16 protein-coding genes are annotated in these 17,680 nt (G+C 59.8%); 9 read left to right on the top strand and 7 right to left on the bottom strand.

Annotated elements, in window-relative coordinates; all coding sequences use genetic code 11:
• Window positions 1–354 precede the first annotated feature (354 nt).
• Window positions 355–2,556, bottom strand: a complete 2,202-nt coding sequence (katG, locus tag ACR0K4_RS16165) for a catalase/peroxidase HPI (protein ID WP_480854786.1) — start codon at window positions 2,554–2,556, stop codon at window positions 355–357.
• A 403-nt stretch (window positions 2,557–2,959) separates the two neighbouring features.
• Between katG and ACR0K4_RS16160 the strand changes: the two genes are divergently transcribed.
• Window positions 2,960–3,739, top strand: coding sequence for an aldolase/citrate lyase family protein (locus ACR0K4_RS16160; protein ID WP_480854785.1), 780 nt, complete (start codon window positions 2,960–2,962; stop codon window positions 3,737–3,739).
• A gap of 17 nt (window positions 3,740–3,756) precedes the next feature.
• On the opposite strand, the gene ACR0K4_RS16155 is transcribed toward ACR0K4_RS16160, so the two are convergent.
• Both ACR0K4_RS16155 and ACR0K4_RS16150 read right to left on the bottom strand, forming a co-directional pair.
• The gene (locus tag ACR0K4_RS16155) at window positions 3,757–4,740 is read right to left on the bottom strand and encodes a glycosyltransferase (protein ID WP_480520099.1); all 984 of its coding nucleotides are present in this window, start codon (window positions 4,738–4,740) and stop codon (window positions 3,757–3,759) included.
• Between the two features lie 63 nt (window positions 4,741–4,803).
• Entirely contained in the window at window positions 4,804–5,661 is an 858-nt protein-coding gene (locus tag ACR0K4_RS16150; protein WP_480520097.1) for an SDR family oxidoreductase, read from the bottom strand.
• 87 nt (window positions 5,662–5,748) lie between these two features.
• Here ACR0K4_RS16150 and ACR0K4_RS16145 point away from each other — a divergent pair, with 87 nt between their 5' ends.
• Window positions 5,749–6,381, top strand: coding sequence for a class I SAM-dependent DNA methyltransferase (locus ACR0K4_RS16145; RefSeq protein WP_480520095.1), 633 nt, complete (start codon window positions 5,749–5,751; stop codon window positions 6,379–6,381).
• Window positions 6,382–6,407: 26 nt separating this feature from the next.
• Here ACR0K4_RS16145 and ACR0K4_RS16140 read toward each other — a convergent pair whose 3' ends face one another.
• Window positions 6,408–7,400: a sterol desaturase family protein gene (locus ACR0K4_RS16140; RefSeq protein ID WP_480854784.1), complete on the bottom strand. Its 993-nt coding sequence runs from the start codon at window positions 7,398–7,400 to the stop codon at window positions 6,408–6,410.
• 13 nt (window positions 7,401–7,413) lie between these two features.
• Window positions 7,414–8,169, bottom strand: a complete 756-nt coding sequence (locus tag ACR0K4_RS16135) for a class II aldolase and adducin N-terminal domain-containing protein (protein WP_480854783.1) — start codon at window positions 8,167–8,169, stop codon at window positions 7,414–7,416.
• Window positions 8,170–8,287: 118 nt separating this feature from the next.
• On the opposite strand from ACR0K4_RS16135, the gene ACR0K4_RS16130 reads away from it, so the two are divergent.
• The 5 genes from ACR0K4_RS16130 to ACR0K4_RS16110 all read left to right on the top strand — a co-directional run bounded on the left by ACR0K4_RS16130 (window position 8,288) and on the right by ACR0K4_RS16110 (window position 14,008).
• Complete coding sequence (locus tag ACR0K4_RS16130) at window positions 8,288–9,163, top strand: LysR family transcriptional regulator (RefSeq protein ID WP_480854782.1); 876 nt, start codon at window positions 8,288–8,290, stop codon at window positions 9,161–9,163.
• Between the two features lie 145 nt (window positions 9,164–9,308).
• A complete protein-coding gene (ade, locus tag ACR0K4_RS16125) occupies window positions 9,309–11,111 on the top strand; it encodes an adenine deaminase (RefSeq protein WP_480520087.1) in 1,803 nt (600 codons plus the stop codon).
• Window positions 11,108–12,571, top strand: a complete 1,464-nt coding sequence (locus tag ACR0K4_RS16120) for an AMP nucleosidase (RefSeq protein WP_480520085.1) — start codon at window positions 11,108–11,110, stop codon at window positions 12,569–12,571. The genes ade and ACR0K4_RS16120 overlap by 4 nt, the downstream gene beginning before the upstream one ends.
• Window positions 12,572–12,701: 130 nt before the next feature.
• Window positions 12,702–12,989, top strand: a complete 288-nt coding sequence (locus tag ACR0K4_RS16115; protein WP_050605937.1) for an HU family DNA-binding protein — start codon at window positions 12,702–12,704, stop codon at window positions 12,987–12,989.
• A 131-nt stretch (window positions 12,990–13,120) separates the two neighbouring features.
• A complete protein-coding gene (locus tag ACR0K4_RS16110) occupies window positions 13,121–14,008 on the top strand; it encodes a DMT family transporter (RefSeq protein ID WP_480854781.1) in 888 nt (295 codons plus the stop codon).
• On the opposite strand, the gene ACR0K4_RS16105 is transcribed toward ACR0K4_RS16110, so the two are convergent.
• On the bottom strand, window positions 13,984–14,505 hold the full coding sequence (locus ACR0K4_RS16105) for a glutathione peroxidase (RefSeq protein WP_480854780.1): 522 nt from the start codon (window positions 14,503–14,505) through the stop codon (window positions 13,984–13,986). The two genes, ACR0K4_RS16110 and ACR0K4_RS16105, sit on opposite strands and share 25 nt — an antisense overlap.
• 144 nt (window positions 14,506–14,649) lie before the next feature.
• Here ACR0K4_RS16105 and msrB point away from each other — a divergent pair, with 144 nt between their 5' ends.
• Window positions 14,650–15,099: a peptide-methionine (R)-S-oxide reductase MsrB gene (msrB, locus tag ACR0K4_RS16100; protein ID WP_480520079.1), complete on the top strand. Its 450-nt coding sequence runs from the start codon at window positions 14,650–14,652 to the stop codon at window positions 15,097–15,099.
• A complete protein-coding gene (msrA, locus tag ACR0K4_RS16095) occupies window positions 15,096–15,605 on the top strand; it encodes a peptide-methionine (S)-S-oxide reductase MsrA (RefSeq protein ID WP_480520077.1) in 510 nt (169 codons plus the stop codon). Before msrB ends, msrA begins: the two co-directional genes overlap by 4 nt.
• 21 nt (window positions 15,606–15,626) lie before the next feature.
• On the opposite strand, the gene ACR0K4_RS16090 is transcribed toward msrA, so the two are convergent.
• Window positions 15,627–17,630 carry a hydantoinase/oxoprolinase family protein gene (locus tag ACR0K4_RS16090; protein ID WP_480854779.1) on the bottom strand — a complete coding sequence of 668 codons (2,004 nt, stop codon included), beginning with the start codon at window positions 17,628–17,630 and terminating at the stop codon, window positions 15,627–15,629.
• Window positions 17,631–17,680: the final 50 nt, after the last annotated feature.

Below are 17,680 nucleotides of genomic sequence, written 5' to 3'. Positions count from 1 at the left end.
CCGGTCTCTCCCGAGCGTCACAACCGTCTCTCCGGCCCGTCTCCGCCGTTCCCAGCGTCCCAGCAACCGCCTCAGCAGCGCCGGTGAAGGGGTATTTACGGATTGGGTCCGGGACCTGCAACCCCCATTTTGAAAAAACTTCACATTTTCCGCCACATTTTGCATGAGGTTAAAAAAACAACAGGTTACCTTTAAATTTCCACCGCCAAAGGACCCCAATCATCCCTTTCAGGCAGCTCAAACCAAGCGAATTGCGGGAATCGCCTTAGTCCTCGGCTTCGGGCACCGGGACTCGGCAAAGAAAACGCCGCCCGGGTTTCCCTGGGCGGCGTGGTTTCGTGAGTGGCCGGGTGTTTACTTGAGGTCGAACCGGTCTGCGTTCATCACCTTGTTCCAGGCCGAGACGAAGTCGCAGACAAACTTGCCGCCTGCGTCCGACTGGCCATAGACCTCGGCCAACGCGCGCAATTGCGAGTTTGAGCCGAAGACCAGATCGACGCGCGTGCCGGTCCATTTGACGGCACCGCTGGCACGATCACGCCCTTCATAGACGCCATTGCCCGCAGGCTTCCATTCGGTGCCCATGTCCAGCAGGTTGGTGAAGAAGTCGGTGCTGAGCGCGCCGACCCGATCCGTGAACACACCGTGCTTGGTATCGCCGAAATTGGCCCCCATGACGCGCAACCCTCCGACCAAGGCCGTCATCTCGGGCGCGGACAGCGTCAGCAGCTGCGCGCGGTCGACCAGCAGCTCTTCGGGTGAGACGCTGAACTCGGTTTTCTGGTAGTTGCGGAACCCGTCAGCCGCCGGTTCAAGCATCGCAAAGCTGTCCACATCCGTCTGTTCCTGCGTTGCATCTGTGCGGCCTGGTGTGAAAGGAACCTCGACATCGTGACCGGCTGCTTTGGCCGCTTGTTCGACACCGACGCTGCCTGCCAGAACGATCACATCCGCCAGCGAAACCTTCTTGCCGTCCGACTGCGCGCCGTTGAACGCGGTCTGAACGCCTTCCAGCGTGTCCAGCACGTTTGACAGCTTCATCGGCTCGTTCACTGCCCAGTCTTTCTGCGGCGCAAGGCGGATACGAGCGCCATTGGCACCGCCGCGCTTGTCCGAACCACGGAAGGTCGAAGCAGATGCCCATGCGGTCGAGACCAGTTCCGACACAGACAGACCAGTTGTTGCGATCCTCGCTTTCAGATCGGCCACATCCGCGTCGTCCACCAGATCATGATCCACGGCGGGCACGTTGTCCTGCCAGATCAGCTCCTCAGTGGGGGCTTCTTCACCGATATAGTTCGAACGCGGGCCCATGTCGCGGTGGGTCAGTTTGAACCAAGCGCGGGCAAAGGCATCGGCGAACTCATCCGGGTTCTCGTGGAAGCGTTTCGAGATCGGGCCATAGATCGGGTCCATGCGCATCGCCATGTCGGCGGTGGTCATCATGGTCTTGACCTTTTTGGACGGATCATGTGCGGCCGGCGCCATGTCTTCTTCTTTCACACCAATCGGCTCCCAGATCCACGCGCCCGAGGGGCTTTTGGTCAGGTTCCAGTCATAGCCGAACAGCAGGTCAAAGAACCCGTTGTCCCATTTGATCGGGTTCGCGGTCCATGCGCCTTCGATCCCCGAGGTTGTGGTGTCGTCACCCTTGCCCGAGCCGAACTTGTTGATCCAGCCAAAGCCCATTTCCTCGATCGGAGCGCCTTCGGGCTCGGGGCCGACCAGGTCCGGATCACCCGCGCCATGCGCCTTACCAAAAGTGTGACCGCCAGCGACCAGAGCGACGGTTTCCTCATCGTTCATCGCCATCCGGGCAAAGGTTTCACGGATGTCGCGGCCCGAGGCCAGAACGTTCGGTTCCCCATCCGGGCCTTCCGGGTTCACATAGATCAGGCCCATCTGTACTGCGGCCAGCGGGTTTTCCAGATCACGCTCACCGGAATAGCGGCTATTCGGGTTATCGGTGGGGGCCAGCCATTCGGTCTCGGTCCCCCAATAGATGTCTTCCTCGGGGGCCCAGATATCTTCACGGCCACCGGCAAAGCCAAAGGTCTTGCCGCCCATGGATTCAATGGCGCAGTTTCCCGCAAGGATCATCAGGTCCGCCCACGAGATCTGGTTGCCGTATTTCTGCTTGATCGGCCACAGCAGACGACGCGCTTTGTCGAGGTTCCCGTTATCCGGCCAGCTGTTGAGCGGCGCAAACCGTTGGTTCCCGGTCGAGGCCCCGCCACGGCCATCCGCCGTCCGGTAGGTGCCCGCGCTGTGCCATGCCATACGGATGAACAACCCGCCATAATGGCCATAATCCGCCGGCCACCAGTCCTGCGAGTCCGTCATCAGCGCGTACAGGTCTTCTTTCAGCGCCTTGTAGTCCAGGCCTTTGAACGCTTCGGCATAGTCGAAATCTGCGCCCATCGGGTTCGAAGCCGATCCATGCTGATGGAGGATCGACAGGTTCAGCTGGTTGGGCCACCAGTCACGGTTTGACCGGGTTCCCGCGCCATGCATTACCGGGCATTTGCCCATGTTTGGGTTGTCACTTCCGTCCATTTTGATCTCCAATTCTGGCTGGCGCCGAAACGTTGTGCTGTTGCGAGTGAGGCAGTGAACATGGTCGCGCGCAATCTCCGCCCTGACACATTACCTGTGACCTGCGCGGGATTGCACAAGTCACGGGCGCGTATCTTTTTGTAAAATGCATCAACGACTCAATCTTGCTGTCTGTCGCGAATCCTATCAAAGGGAACTCATCTGAAAAAGTTTTGTTTTTTGATAATAACAATAACTTTTAATTATCGATTTGTATTTGCCATCTCCATCGGCCTGATTACGCCTGTAATTCAGTGACGAGCGTAAGCGCAGCCTGCCGCGTCAAACGGCGGAACACCTGCAAAACACGCGTTGAGGCGTGGGCTGCAAACGTCTACACCCTATGACATTCAGGGAGGACACCATGCCAGCGCCGAAAAATACGTTTAAACAAGCCCTCAGAGACAAGCGCCCGCAACTTGGATGCTGGTTGGGTATGGCCGATCCCTACGCCGCCGAGATTTCCGCAACGGCCGGGTTCGATTGGCTGCTGATCGACGGAGAGCATGCGCCAAACGACCTGCGTTCGATCATGGCGCAGCTTCAGATCGTTCAGGCCTCATCATCTCAGGCGGTGGTGCGGCTACCGGTCGGCGAAACGTGGATGATCAAACAGGTGCTGGATGCGGGCGCGCAGTCCATTTTGATCCCGATCGTCGAAAGCGCCGCGCAAACGCGCGAACTTGTACGGGCCGTCACCTATCCTCCGCACGGGGTGCGTGGGGTTGGGGCTTCGCTGGCGCGCGCATCCAGGTTCGGTGCGATCACAGATTACATTGAAACCGCCGACTCGCAGGTCTGCCTGCTAGTTCAGGTGGAAAACCGCGCGGGCCTGGCCGCTTTGGACGAGATACTTGAGATTGAGGGCGTTGACGGTGTCTTTGTCGGCCCGGCTGATCTGGCCGCCGATCTGGGGTATCCGGGACAGGCCGATCACCCTGAGGTACTGGCGGCGATAGACACCGCGCTGACCAAGATTGTCGCGTCGGACAAAGCGGCGGGGATTCTGACGCTCGATCCGGTGATGCAGAAAACATGTGCCGACATGGGCGTGACATTCATGGCCACACATATCGACGTCGCCCTGTTTGCCAGCGCCATACGTCAGGCGGCAAAAGACGGGCTAAAACTGCTGGGCCGCTAAGCGCCCATCAGGATCCTTCAATGCCCGCTGACCTTTTTGTAAAGCGCGGATTTATAGCCAAACGGGATGCCCAGAACACCCACCAGCCACCCGGCACCGCGCGCGATCTGAATCAGGCGCCTGTCGGGTTGGAACGGCAACAGCAGAATGGCCCCCAGCAAAGCGACTACCCTGAACGGCGCCGAGATAAACCCCAAGGCAGCGCTGAGCGGGCGTTTGTCCAGCTTGCGGCGCATATGGGTATTCGACTGATCGCGCCCCCGCGCCGCCTGATACCAGAAGGATAACCGCTCGGGCGGGATCGTCTCGTACACAAAGGCGTCGGGCACCCAACCGACGGTCTTTCCTGCAGCAACCGCCTCGGCGTAGAATTTTGCATCGGTTCCGCCGGTCATGCGCATGTTTTCGTCAAACCAGATGCCGGTTTCACTGAACAGCCGCGTCTCACCCAGCCAGTTATTGGTGACGATGGTGACGCCGCCCGTATCATTCAAACTGGCCTTGCGCGCAGCGGCACGTTCCTTTTCCATATACCGGTTGCTGATGTTGCGCAGCATAAGGCGCTGCATCGCCGTTTCACCGCCCGCAGGCTCTGCCGCTCGTAAAGGCGCACCAAGCAACACGGCCGAGCTGCCGCGATACCCGGCCACCAGCTTCTCAAGCCAGTCACGGGCCACTACCTCATCATCATCCACGAAACACAACAGATCGGAACTGTTGGCCAACGCCTCGCGCGCAGCGCGGTTGCGCCCAAAGGGAATGCCCAGCTCGGGTTCGAGCACATAGTGCAGCGCAGCCCCATTGGACAGCGTCTGACCAAAGCCATCGACGGTTGCGCGACTTACTTCGGTCGCGTCGTTCTCGACCACCAGAAACCGAACGGTGCAATCTGCAGGCAGCGTCGTCGCGCCCCAACTTTCGATCAAAGCCGCCAGCATCTCGGGGCGCTGGCGCGTCAGGGTGGATACGGTAATGTGCAAAGGCGCGGATCGCTTGTCCATTGGACCCCAATACTATTTCGACCAAGGCGCTGACAAGGCGGATGTGGCGCGCGCAATCCCGTCCTACGGAGCGTTCCGACCCTGCGCCATCAGGGCCTCCAATCCAACCCGATAATTGGGGTACAGCAGGGCAACGCCCAGCTCATCCTTGATCCGGTCATTCCGAACGCGCTTGTTTTCGTTATAAAAACTACGAGCCATTGGCGTCAGATCCGCTTCATCGAATGCCACAGCGGGCGGCAGAGGCAGGCCCTGCAACTCGGCCGCATAGCCAATGACGTCCTGAGGGGGCACCGGTTCGTCATCGCAGACATTGTAGATCGCACTCGGGTTTGGCCGCCGCATCGAAGCCGCCAGCACCTGCGCAATGTCATCGACATGGATACGCGAAAACACCTGCCCCGGTTTGATGATACGCCGCAGCCCCCCGCGTTTGAGTTTGGAGAACGGGCCACGCCCGGGCCCATAAATCCCCGCCAGCCGAAAGATGTGCAACGGCAGGTCGGGGATTCCGGCCCATTGGTCCTCGGCCCTTACCCGCCAACGGCCGCGTTCCGCCGTTGGGGTCGCCGGTGTCGCCTCGTCCACCCAATCACCGCCGTGATCGCCGTATACGGCCGTCGTCGACAAATACCCGACCCATGAAAACTGCGCGGCCCGCTTCGCAATCTCGTCGTACAGCTGCGCCAGCACCGGGTCGCCCTCGGCCGTGGGCGCGGTTGAGATCAACAGATGCGTCACCCCATCCAGATCAGGCGCACCGCCCGGCCAGACCAGCGGTTCGGCTCCGGAGTCTCGGATTACGCCCAGTTGCGCGGCATCGCGCGTTGTGCCGATCACCCGCCACCCTTCGGGCACCAGCGTTCGTGACAATGCCCGCGCCGAATAGCCGTGGCCAAAGGAAAACAAAGTCTGTGTCATGCCCCTTTGATGAGCCGCCCCCCACGGGGATGCAAGCGCCGGATCGACGCACTTGATTCGAATCCCCCGTTGGGCCTTGATTGAAGGATGAGCCAAAAGAGCCCCGACCTGAACGCCGCCTATGCCCTGAAATCGCCCGAGGATAACAAGCGCCTCTATGCGGAATGGGCGGGTGACTACGACGATGGCTTTGCCACGCGCGAAGACTATCAGTTGCACATCCACACCGCGCGCGCCTTTGTCGGCGCAGGCGGTCAGGGGCCGGTGCTGGATGTCGGCGCGGGCACCGGGCTATGCGGTGCTGTATTGGCCGGTCTTGGGGTCGGGCCGATCGATGCCACCGACATCAGCGCCGAGATGTTGCAGCAAGCTATGCGCAAGGACATCTACCGCGACGCGATCGAGGCCGATCTGAACACGGGCCTGCCTGTGCCAGCCGAAAGTTATGCGGGGATCGTATCCTCGGGCACCTTCACCCACGGGCATCTTGGGCCGGACGTCCTGCCCGCCCTGCTGCGCGCGGCCCGGCCCGGGGCGCAATTTGCGCTGTCGATCAACGCCAAACACTATCAGGCGCTCGGGTTCGCGGATGCGCTGCATCACCTGTCCGACACGCAGATCGACAATCTGTCACTGCCCGAGGTTCGCATCTACGGCGACCTGGCCTCGGGCGCCAACAAGGATGATCTGGCCCTGATCGCCTTGTTCGAGAAAACCTGATCCAGCCGATCCGCGGGGCACCGGGCCTACTTGGTATACATCTGCTTTTTGAACGCCCGCGTCCGCACCGTCGCCTCGGCCGAGCCGTCATGATAGGTGCCGAACCACTTGTCGAAGGGGATTTCCGAAGTGCCATAGTTGCACTCGAAATACCGGTGGTGAAATTGATGGAAGAAGTCACCGGCACGCGCCGCATCCGTCTCGCCCGCCTTCAGCTTTTCAAAACCAGAATGCGACAGAACCGGGCTGATCTGCTGGAAATAGGCGTGAAACAATACGTGCAGCGGGTGCGACGGTATGATCAGGTGAATGAAGTAGGTCGTGAAATACAGCAGGTTTTCATACCAGTGGTTCGAGATCCCCGACCATGGCCCGATATTGACATTGCGGTGATGCACGGCGTGGACATGTTTGTACAGTCTGGGGTGATGCTCCAGTCGGTGCACCCAATAGAAGTGAAGCCCGGACCACATGGGAATGAACAGCATCCAGATCACGAACCAGACAGGCGCCGCGGCCCATGTGAGTACCGGCACGTAGTCGTTTGCCATCGCCCAGTAGATGATCCATTGATAGACTGTGGCCACGGTCATCGCACTGCCCAGCGTCCACCAGATATTGTCCCAGACCTGATTTCGGAACGTGAAAGTCCCGTTGTCCCGTGTCAGGTCCCGGCGGTCGAATTTCTTGTACATGCCCTGCCCTTTGCGCATGTAAAGCCACCAATGCAGGCTGCCTGCCACCAGTATCTGAGGCCCTATGTTCAACAGCCAGATTCGGAACATCCACCCCGGCGCAAAACTTTGCATGGTCTCTAATCCGGGGAAAAAGACCGCATATGTGATAATCGCCAGCACCATGCACAGGGTTAGTGACGTGATCGGCAACCACGCCCCCCGATACCAGCTCAAAACCGCAGCGGGGCGCGGCGGCCAGGTGAAGAGCGGATTCAAACCCACCGGTCCTTCGGGATGGTAGTTCCAGCGGGCCGCTTCGGGGTCCTGCGTGACGTCAGTCATAGGCCTCACCTGTTCACGTGGCGTAGTCAGAGCCTTCGGCATCCAGCAGGGCCTTGATCTCTCGCAAATGCGCAGCGGCCTGATCGGGATAGTCGTCGACCTCGGCGGCAGTTTTCTCGGCAATCTCATCTGACAAAACGCGCATCGGCTGACCGGTTTGCAGCGCGCGGATATAAGTCTCGGCTGCACGCTCGAAATAATACAGCCTGTTAAAAGTATCCGCCGGGTCGCGCCCGATCACCAGCACCCCGTGGTTTCCCATGATCATGACCTTCTTTTTCGGGTCGGACAGCATCGCAGCACAGCGTTCGCCCTCGCTTTCAAAGGCCAGCCCGCCAAAGGCTTCGTCCACCACATACCGATTGAAGAACGTCGCCGTGTTCTGATCGATCGGCGGCAGGCTGCTGTCGGCCAAAGACGCCAGAACGGTCGCAAAGATCGAGTGCACATGCATGACGCAGCGCGCATGCGGACACTGGCGATGGATCGCTCCGTGCAATCCCCAGGCCGTCGGATCAGGAGCACCGGGCTGGCTCATCACATCCGGGTCATTGGCGTCCAGCAACAGCAGGTTCGAGGCCCTGATCCGCGCAAAGTGCATTTGATTGGCGTTCATCAGGAACTGCGTGCCATCCTCATTCACGGCGAGGCTGAAATGGTTCGCCACGGCCTCGTGCAGGTTCAACCGCTCAGTCCATCGGAACGTCGCGGCAAGGTCTACGCGTTCGGGCCAGTGGTCGATATTGGGACGCAGGTTGGTGACGCTCATCTGCGGGCTCCTCTTGTGACAGTCTCTGTTGGGCGAAAGCGTGCCTGCGCCGTACGGGTTTGACCAACGAAAAAAACGTGAGTAATTCATTAGCTGAACTAATGACGAAGTTATGCACATGCAGAAACAGCTACCGCCATTGGGCTGGTTGCGCACGTTCGAGGCCGCTGCCCGGCACTTGTCCTTCACCGGTGCCGCGCGCGATCTGAACATGACGCAAAGTGCGGTCAGCCAGCAGGTCAAATCGCTGGAAGGGTATCTGGGCCAGCCTCTTTTCCTGCGGCGACCGCGCGTGTTGGAATTGACCGAGGCCGGGATCACCTACCTCCCCGTGGTGCGAGAGGCGTTTCGGACACTGGTCCGCGGCACTCAGGCCGTCACGGGGGCGCAACAGAACGCGGTTCAGGTGCAAAGCAACATCACATTTGCGGTCAACTGGCTGGCCCCGCGCCTGCCGCAATTCAGGGCCGAACATCCAGACGTTCAATTGAATATCTTCACCGAATTGTGGGAGCCGCGAGAGATGGCCGAAGGCGCTGCGGTCGAAATCCGATACTCGCTGCGTCCCTCTGACAGGGTCAGAACCGAGTTGCTGAGAACCGATCACTATTATCCTGTTTGCGCACCGGGCTTCGATGTCACATTGGCCTCGCTGCAGGCTTGCCCCCTGTATGACTGTTCCAACCTGCTGTCGAACTGGCAGAGCTGGACGGAAGATCAGGGTCTGACCTGGAGTGATCCGCCCATTACTTATTCAACAACCTATCTGGTCAGCCTGTCGGTGGCGATGGCCGGTGGTGGACTGTGTCTGGCCCATGACACGATTGCCCAGGCGCTTATCGCACAGGGACGATTGATTGCACCATTTGAGCACCGTGCCGCGATGCCCGAAGCCTATTATCTGCTCTTGTCCCCGCAGGCCGAAGACGCACCCGGCGCGCTGGCTTTCGCCGAATGGCTGCGTCGCGAGACTGCAGCGGATGCGGGGGGCTGAAACGGCGGGCTCCCGCCCATTGTCACCGCCCCTGACGGGGCGCATCCACTGGTTGGGCCCGGCAGCGCTGACGCGCTGCGTGACGGTTTCATGATACCTGTCCAGCGGGGGTTGAACCTTTGCGCGCATTCGGGAAAGTTGGGCCATGGAATATACACCTTTCCCCAGCTGGCCCGATGTCGCCCCCCGTTTGATTGCCGTTGCCGCCGGACGTGACGCTGCAGATTTGGTCGTGCGTGGCGGTGTCTGGGTGAACGTGCACAGCCGTGAAGCCTTGACGGCACATGACATTGCCGTTGCAGCCGGGCGTGTGGCGTTTGTCGGGCCCGACGCCTCTCATTGCATCGGACCGGATACCACGATCATCGAGGCCAAAGGACGGTTTATGCTGCCGGGTCTGTGCGACGGGCATATGCATATCGAATCGGGCATGCTCACCCCTGCGGAATTTGCCCGCGCCGTGATCCCGCATGGCACCACATCGATGTTCACGGACCCGCATGAGATTGCCAATGTGCTGGGGCTGGACGGTGTGCGGATGATGCATGATGAAGCGTTGTTGCAACCGGTGAATATCTTCACGCAGATGCCGTCCTGCGCTCCGTCCGCGCCGGGGTTGGAGACCACCGGTTATGAAATCACACCCGAGGACGTGGCCGAAGCGATGAACTGGCCGGGCATCGTCGGGCTGGGCGAGATGATGAATTTCCCCGGTGTGATTCACGGCGATCCGAAGATGCTGGCCGAGATTGCAGCAACTCAGCAAGCGGGCAAAACCGTCGGAGGCCACTACGCATCGCCTGATTTAGGGCCTGATTTTGCGGCCTATGTGGCTGGCGGCCCGGCAGACGACCACGAAGGCACATGCGAGGCGGATGCGATTGCCCGCGTGCGGCAGGGAATGCGTTCGATGATGCGACTGGGGTCGGCCTGGTACGATGTGGAAAGCCAAATCACCGCCATTACCGAAAAGGGGCTGGACTCGCGCAACTTCATCTTGTGCACAGATGACTGCCATTCGGGTACTCTGGTCAATGATGGTCACATGAACCGGGTCGTGCGGCATGCGATTGCCTGCGGATGCGATCCTCTGGTCGCATTGCAGATGGCAACAATCAACACCGCCACGCATTTCGGGTTGGAGCGCGAGATCGGCTCGCTCACACCGGGGCGACGCGCGGACATAATTCTCAGCTCGGACTTGAAAACGCTGCCGGTCGAGCTGGTTATCGCCCGAGGTCAGGTCGTAGCCGAGGGTGGCAGGATCACTGTCGACTGCCCGCATCTGAATTGGCCCGAAACCGCGCGCAACACGGTTCATCTGGGGCATAGCCTATCCGATGCCGACTTCGAGATCCCTGCACCTGCCGGGGCTAACCGGGTTCAGGCCAACGTGATCGGCGTTGTCGAAAATCAGGCTCCAACCAAGGCGTTGAAGGCCGAACTGCCTATCATTGGCGGGCTGGTCGAGGGCGAAGGCGATGTCTGCCAGATCGCTCTGGTCGAACGGCATCAGGCGACCGGTGGAGTCACCAACGCCTTTGTTTCAGGCTTTGGATATCAAGGGCAGATGGCCATGGCTTCAACCGTGGCCCATGACAGCCACCACATGATCGTGGTTGGCACAGATCGGGCACAAATGGCGCTGGCAGCAAACCGTTTGGCCGAGGTGGGGGGCGGCATCACCCTATTCCGTGACGGGGAAGAACTGGCGCTGGTCGAATTGCCCATCGCAGGCCTGATGTCTGACAGCCCAGCTGCCGACGTGGCAGCCAAGGCGGAACGGATGGTCAAAGCAATGCAAGCCTGCGGCTGCCACCTGAACAACGCATATATGCAGCACTCATTGCTGGCCTTGGTCGTGATTCCGGAACTCCGAATCTCGGATCTTGGGCTGGTGGATGTGCGTACATTTGAAAAGATCGACCTACTGGAACCTCTTGCATGACAATAATAAAAACACCCGACGTCCCAACACCCGAGACATTCACCGACCCGGTCGCCGCTGTCGCGCGTCTGGAACAATTGTACGATCTGGCAACGCGGTTTCTCTGTGACAGTTTCGCCCGTGCCATCGAGCAAGGCACACCGTCGGAACGATTCCGAGCCTATTACCCGGAAATTCGGATCAAAACCTCGTCCTATGCGCAGGTCGACAGCCGGCTGAGCTTTGGACATGTCTCCGAACCCGGCACACATGCTACAACCGTGACACGCCCTGATCTGTTTCGATCCTACCTGACGCAGCAGATCGCGCTGCTGATCAAGAACCACGACCAGCCGGTCACGATCGGAACGTCCGAGACTCCGATTCCCGTCCATTTTGCGGTGGCCAACAACCCTGACCTTGTCGTGCCGCATCAAGGTGCCGCCGGTTTCACATTGCGCGACGTTTTCGACGTGCCGGACCTGACCACAACAAATGACGACATCGTCAATGGCGTGTACGACCACGAGGACACTGCGGGACCGCTGGCCCTGTTTACGGCGCAACGTGTGGATTACTCGCTGGCCCGGCTGGCGCATTACACCGCGACCGACCCCAGCCATTTCCAGAACCACGTTCTGTTCACCAACTACCAGTTTTACGTCTCGGAATTCGAGAACTATGCCCGCGAGCAGCTGGGCGACCCCGAAAGCGGTTATGTCAGCTTTGTCTCAACCGGAAATGCCCGGATCACGACGCCTGACGGGGCGCTGGAAAGACCTTTGAAGCTGCCGCAGATGCCGACCTATCACCTCAAACGCGAGGACGGTTCTGGGATCACCCTGGTCAATATCGGGGTCGGACCGTCAAACGCCAAAACCGCCACCGACCATATTGCCGTGCTGCGCCCACATGCCTGGCTGATGGTTGGTCACTGCGCCGGGCTGCGCAACACACAGGCGCTGGGGGATTTTGTATTGGCCCATGCGTATCTGCGCGAGGACAAAGTGCTGGATGATGACCTGCCGGTCTGGGTGCCGATCCCGCCTTTGGCCGAGGTTCAGGTGGCACTGGAACGCGCCGTGGCCGAAGTGACCGAGCAGGACGGGTACGAACTGAAGCGGATCATGCGCACAGGCACTGTCGCCTCGGTCGACAACCGCAACTGGGAATTGCGCGACCAGTCCGGTCCGGTGCAGCGTCTCAGCCAGTCGCGCGCAATTGCCCTGGATATGGAAAGCGCAACGATTGCCGCAAATGGCTATCGGTTCCGGGTGCCCTATGGCACGCTGCTTTGCGTGTCCGACAAACCGCTGCATGGCGAACTGAAGTTGCCGGGTATGGCGTCTGAGTTCTATACAACACAAGTGAGCCGCCATCTGGCCATCGGAATACGGGCGATGGAGCATCTGCGCGGCATGCCGCTAGAGCGCTTGCACAGCCGGAAATTGCGTTCTTTCGACGAAACGGCCTTTCTCTGAAGCAAAAAAGCAACGATTTCCCCATATTTTTAGGGTTTTCCACGCTACTATTCGTTGTGTTCAGCCACAATATCCCGTTACAGTTACGCGGTGAGGCCCTATTTATCGGGCACGTTAAGGAGACCAAGAAATGGCAAAGCCTATGACAAAGACTCAGCTGGTGGCTGCTCTCGCTGAGGAAATGGGAACTGACAAGAAATCTGCAAACGCCGCGCTGGAGGCCGTGACCGGCCTGATCACACGCGAAGTTTCGGCTGGTGGCGCGGTGACCCTGCCCGGTGTCGGCAAAATCTACTGCCGCGAGCGCCCCGAGCGCCAGGTACGCAACCCTGCCACCGGTGAGACCTTCACCAAAGAGGCCGACAAGGTTGTGAAAATGACCATCGCGAAAGCCCTGAAGGACAGCGTCAACGGCTGACCTTGCGCCGCGAAGGCCAAGCAGGATCGGGGGTCGCCACGGGCGGCCCTTTTTCGTTTCGCCACAGATTGGTTGCTTGCGAAAGCAACAAATATCGTCAACAGTCGCCGCGATTTCACGAGGAGACCGGAATGGACCTGCGCGCCATAGGCATGGGGCTGATCTTTGCCCTGATCTGGTCATCGGCCTTTACCTCGGCCCGGATCATCGTTGCCGATGCCTCGCCGCTGTTTTCGCTGGCGTTGCGGTTCCTCATTTCAGGTCTCATCGGGGTGACCATAGCCCGCGTCATGGGCCAAAGCTGGCGCTTGTCCCGTGATCAGTGGTACGCCACAATTCTGTTCGGGATTTGCCAAAATGCCCTGTATTTGGGTTTGAATTTCTATGCCATGCAAACGGTCGAGGCCTCGGTTGCGGCCATTATCGCATCAACCATGCCCCTGTTGGTTGCCCTGGCCAGCTGGCTGTTGCTGGGCGAACGGTTGCGGCCCGTTGGTCTTATCGGGTTGATGGCGGGTTTCGCCGGTGTCGCATTGATCATGAGCAGCCGCATCAGCGCAGGCGTCGATATGTTTGGCCTCGTCTTATGCGGCATTGGCGCACTTGCCCTGACCTTTGCAACCCTTGCAGTACGTGGTGCGACATCAGGCGGAAATTTCATGATGGTGGTCGGGCTGCAAATGCTTGTGGGCTCTGCGGTGCTGTTCCTCGCGGCCCCCCTGTTCGAGACGATCTATATCCACCTCACCGTGCCGCTGGCGCTGGCCTTCACGTATACGACCTTATTTCCCGGTTTGCTGGCCACGTTTATCTGGTTTCTTCTGCTGGACCGGATCGGGCCGACACGGGCTGCCACCTTCCACTTTCTGAATCCGGTCTTCGGCGTCGCAATTGCCGCCCTGTTGCTGGGTGAAAAGCTGGGGCCACTGGACGCGGTCGGTGTCCTGGTCACCACATTGGGCATTCTGGCAGTGCAACTGTCGCGGAGACCAGCTCAGGGCAACAAGGCTTCGACCTGACGCAGCAACTTGGGCGCATCAGGCTTGGTCGTGGCCCCATAGGTCGCGACCACTTCACCAGCGGGGTCGATCAGGATTTTGTTGAAATTCCAGCTCGGTACGAAACCGGTCTGATCCGCAACCGCCTTGTAAAACGCATGCGCATCCAGACCCCGCACCGGAGTGATGTCCGTCATCGGCAGGGTCAGACCATAGTTGAAATCACAGAACTCTTTGACTTCTTCCGCCGTGCCCAATTCCTGATTGAAGGAATCTGACGGAACCGCCAAAACCACCAAACCCCGCGTGGCATATGTGTCATATACCTTTTGCAGAGCCTCATATTGACCGGTGAATCCACAATGCGAGGCCGTGTTGACAACCAAAACCGGCTGACCTCGCCAATCTTCGATCGCCAGCGTCCCCCCATCGATCGAGGCAAACTCGCCATTTAAAGGCGCGGCCTGAACCGCACGGCTGATCAGAAGGAGAACAGACAATAGAACCAATCGAAACATCCTAGCACCTCCTTTTTCCTACTATACGCGATACTCTGCCCAACGGATTAATCACACGACCGCGAGAGCTGCGTGAATTTGGGCTTTGAAATCTGTCCCTTCGCGCCCAGATTACTACCCAAAGCCGCAACACACGGAGACGCCATGACCCGCTATACCAAATCTCCCGAGGCCATCGCCGCCCTTTCGCCAGAAGAGTATCGCGTCACGCAACGCAGTGGCACTGAACGCCCCGGCACCGGCAAGCTGCTGAACAACAAAGAGCCAGGTATCTATGTGGATATCGTCTCGGGCGAGCCGTTATTTGCCTCGACTCACAAATACGAATCCGGCTGTGGCTGGCCCAGCTTCACCAAACCCATCGTACATGAACATGTCGAGGAACTGGAGGACCGCACACTGGGCATGATCCGGACCGAGGTCCGCTCGAAACACGCAGACAGCCATCTGGGTCACGTGTTTCCCGATGGCCCGCGTGAACATGGTGGGCTGCGATATTGCATCAACTCTGCCGCCTTGCGGTTCATCCATCGCGACGCGATGGAGGCCGAAGGATATGGCGAATTCCTGATCCATGTGGAGGACATCCAATGACCGAACAACGTGCTGTTTTGGCCGGGGGCTGCTTTTGGGGCATGCAGGACCTGATCCGCAAGCTGCCGGGCGTTGCGCGCACCCGCGTCGGATATACGGGCGGAGACGTGCCCAACGCGACCTATCGCAACCACGGCACCCATGCGGAAGGGATCGAGATCATCTTCGATCCGACGCAGATCACCTATCGCGAATTGCTGGAGTTCTTCTTTCAGATTCACGACCCGACCACGCTGAACCGTCAGGGCAATGACCGCGGCATGAGCTATCGCTCGGCGATCTACTATGCGGACGAGGCGCAGCATCAGGTTGCCCAGGACACCATCGCCGATGTAAACGCCAGCGGTATCTGGCCCGGACGGGTCGTGACCGAAGTCGAACCTGTCGGTGATTTCTGGGAGGCCGAGCCCGAGCATCAGGATTACCTGGAACGCATTCCCAACGGCTACACCTGCCATTTTCCGCGCCCAGACTGGGTTTTGCCCAAGCGCGATGCGGCTGAATAGTCTCTAAGGTCTGTTCAAAGGCTATTCCGACGCCACTCGGGGGCGACCGCTGGCCTCAACTGTCAGCGTCGCCTCGACAAAAACTTCCTGCGCCTCGACGCGCGCGGTGCGGATGTCGCGATCAACAATCACCCGGATATCCTCGGCTCCGGCCTGACGCACGGCGCCCTCGGCCTGTTTGCGCAAGACACGCTCCAAAACATCCATCGCGGCGTCGGACTCATTGAAATCCTGCGGCCCGTCTTCAAGATGTACCCGATACCGACCCTCCGACGGGGACGTCACGGTACCCGAACGGCGCAGGGTCAACCTGCCAACCACCGCGCCAATCGCATTTGCCACGCCGGTATGCTCCGGCAGGATCATCTTGCACCGAAGACGCGCACCAACCGCCGGATAATAGCTGGGGGCAGAGGCCCCCAAACCGATCACATCCACGTTCAACGCCGCATCCAGTGCCAGCAATCCGCGATGCTGACCCAACCCCTTTTGTGTCAGCACGTGACGCGCCAGCTTCGCAGCCGGCAGTCCGAACTCTTCGGTCTCTTCTGCAAAGGCGGTCTCTAACAAGGTCAAGGACGTCTGGTGCGTCAGCTGATCAATGATCATTTGCGCCAGCTTTTCCGGAGACGGCGCCAACACATCGCCGGTCCCGACACGTTTGCGGGCGATCAGTTCCAACGCCTTCCGGGCCGCTTGGGCATCCCAACTGTCCAATCGGCCCAACACATGGCTGGCATCCGAAGGCGTCACCCCCGAGACCTGAACGATCCCGCGATCCACCAGCCGCGTCAAAGCCCCGCTTTCCATCCGGGTGCGCAGTAAATCACTGACCGGCACGACCTGGTTGCCCAGCCGCTCCAACAACGCCTGCTCTCTTGTGCCCAACCCCTCTGCATGGATTCCCGGCACCTGACGCACAAATCGTGTGTCGTGCTCTCCCACGGTGGTCGCTCGCAATTGCATGTCCAGCACAGCATGAACAACTTCAGGTGCTTCGGCGGCAATCAGGGACACCGGCAATACCCGGCGCGGCCCCAAGAAGACACCACCGCCCAAACCTTCGGTCACCACATGAACCTGACTGTCGCCGCCCAATCCGTGGGTGCGCATTGCCACAGCCTCGACCATGGTACGGAACCCGCCAACACGTGCGCCATCGGGGTCAATTGCCGGTTTCCCATCCCGGATCAAAGCCACATCCGTCGTGGTGCCACCGATGTCAGACACCAGCGCATTCTCTGCCCCCGTCAGCCAACTTGCCCCCACGATGGACGCCGCCGGGCCGCTGAGAATGGTCTCGATCGGCCGTTCCCGTGCCTGCTCCGCGCTCATCAGCGCACCATCGCCGCGCACCACCATCATCGGCGCGTGGATGCCAAGCTCCAACAACTGATCCTGTGCGCGTCCGATCAGCCGGTCGATCATCCCGATCAGCCGGGCATTCAACACCGCAGTTACAGCGCGTTTGGGCCCATTCAGCTTGGCCGACAAATGGTGCGAGCACGTCACCGGCGCACCCGTACGTTCCGCAATGATCTGCGCTGCCTGTAGCTCATGCGCGGGGTTACGTGTGGCAAACTGTGCGGCCACAGCAAAGCCCGACACCCCCTTGTGAAAGTCCAGGAAAGCCTCCAGCCCCGCAATATCCAAAGGGGCGACTTCACCCCCGGCATGCGAATGCCCACCTGCGATCACCAAAGCCGGATCACCTTTCAGCGCATCCTTCAGCCCGTGCTTTTCCAGATCACTATCCTTGAACCCGATGTAGATCAGCGCCACACGACCGCCCTGCCCTTCGACCAGCGCATTTGTCGCCAATGTGGTGGACAGCGACGCCAACGAGATCTGATCCGGCGACACCTGCGCCTGATCCAAAACAGCCGAGATCGCCTTTCCCACCCCGATGGCCAGATCTGCCCGCGTGGTCAATGACTTGGCCGAGGCAATCACCTCAACCTCGTCGCGGATCAGAACCGCATCCGTGTAAGTCCCACCGGTATCCACCCCCAACGCCAAAGCCATCGGGTTCTCCTTCCTGTTCGCTGTGAATGGGTGTAGCGGTTTGGGCCGTC

It is taken from the genome of Ruegeria sp. K11 (assembly GCF_056531905.1).
The sequence above is the reverse complement of the archived record's forward strand: the minus strand, read 5'-3'. Positions and strand labels throughout refer to the sequence as shown.

Coding starts and splice junctions, on each gene's coding strand:
- ACR0K4_RS16105 (WP_480854780.1), bottom strand. CDS start 14,505: ATGTTTCGATTGGTTCTATTGTCTGTTCTCCTTCTGATCAGCCGTGCG.
- ACR0K4_RS16110 (WP_480854781.1), top strand. CDS start 13,121: ATGGACCTGCGCGCCATAGGCATGGGGCTGATCTTTGCCCTGATCTGG.
- ACR0K4_RS16120 (WP_480520085.1), top strand. CDS start 11,108: ATGACAATAATAAAAACACCCGACGTCCCAACACCCGAGACATTCACC.
- ade (WP_480520087.1), top strand. CDS start 9,309: ATGGAATATACACCTTTCCCCAGCTGGCCCGATGTCGCCCCCCGTTTG.
- ACR0K4_RS16115 (WP_050605937.1), top strand. CDS start 12,702: ATGGCAAAGCCTATGACAAAGACTCAGCTGGTGGCTGCTCTCGCTGAG.
- ACR0K4_RS16155 (WP_480520099.1), bottom strand. CDS start 4,740: ATGGACAAGCGATCCGCGCCTTTGCACATTACCGTATCCACCCTGACG.
- ACR0K4_RS16135 (WP_480854783.1), bottom strand. CDS start 8,169: ATGAGCGTCACCAACCTGCGTCCCAATATCGACCACTGGCCCGAACGC.
- ACR0K4_RS16150 (WP_480520097.1), bottom strand. CDS start 5,661: ATGACACAGACTTTGTTTTCCTTTGGCCACGGCTATTCGGCGCGGGCA.
- ACR0K4_RS16145 (WP_480520095.1), top strand. CDS start 5,749: ATGAGCCAAAAGAGCCCCGACCTGAACGCCGCCTATGCCCTGAAATCG.
- ACR0K4_RS16090 (WP_480854779.1), bottom strand. CDS start 17,630: ATGGCTTTGGCGTTGGGGGTGGATACCGGTGGGACTTACACGGATGCG.
- ACR0K4_RS16160 (WP_480854785.1), top strand. CDS start 2,960: ATGCCAGCGCCGAAAAATACGTTTAAACAAGCCCTCAGAGACAAGCGC.
- msrA (WP_480520077.1), top strand. CDS start 15,096: ATGACCGAACAACGTGCTGTTTTGGCCGGGGGCTGCTTTTGGGGCATG.
- msrB (WP_480520079.1), top strand. CDS start 14,650: ATGACCCGCTATACCAAATCTCCCGAGGCCATCGCCGCCCTTTCGCCA.
- katG (WP_480854786.1), bottom strand. CDS start 2,556: ATGGACGGAAGTGACAACCCAAACATGGGCAAATGCCCGGTAATGCAT.
- ACR0K4_RS16140 (WP_480854784.1), bottom strand. CDS start 7,400: ATGACTGACGTCACGCAGGACCCCGAAGCGGCCCGCTGGAACTACCAT.
- ACR0K4_RS16130 (WP_480854782.1), top strand. CDS start 8,288: ATGCAGAAACAGCTACCGCCATTGGGCTGGTTGCGCACGTTCGAGGCC.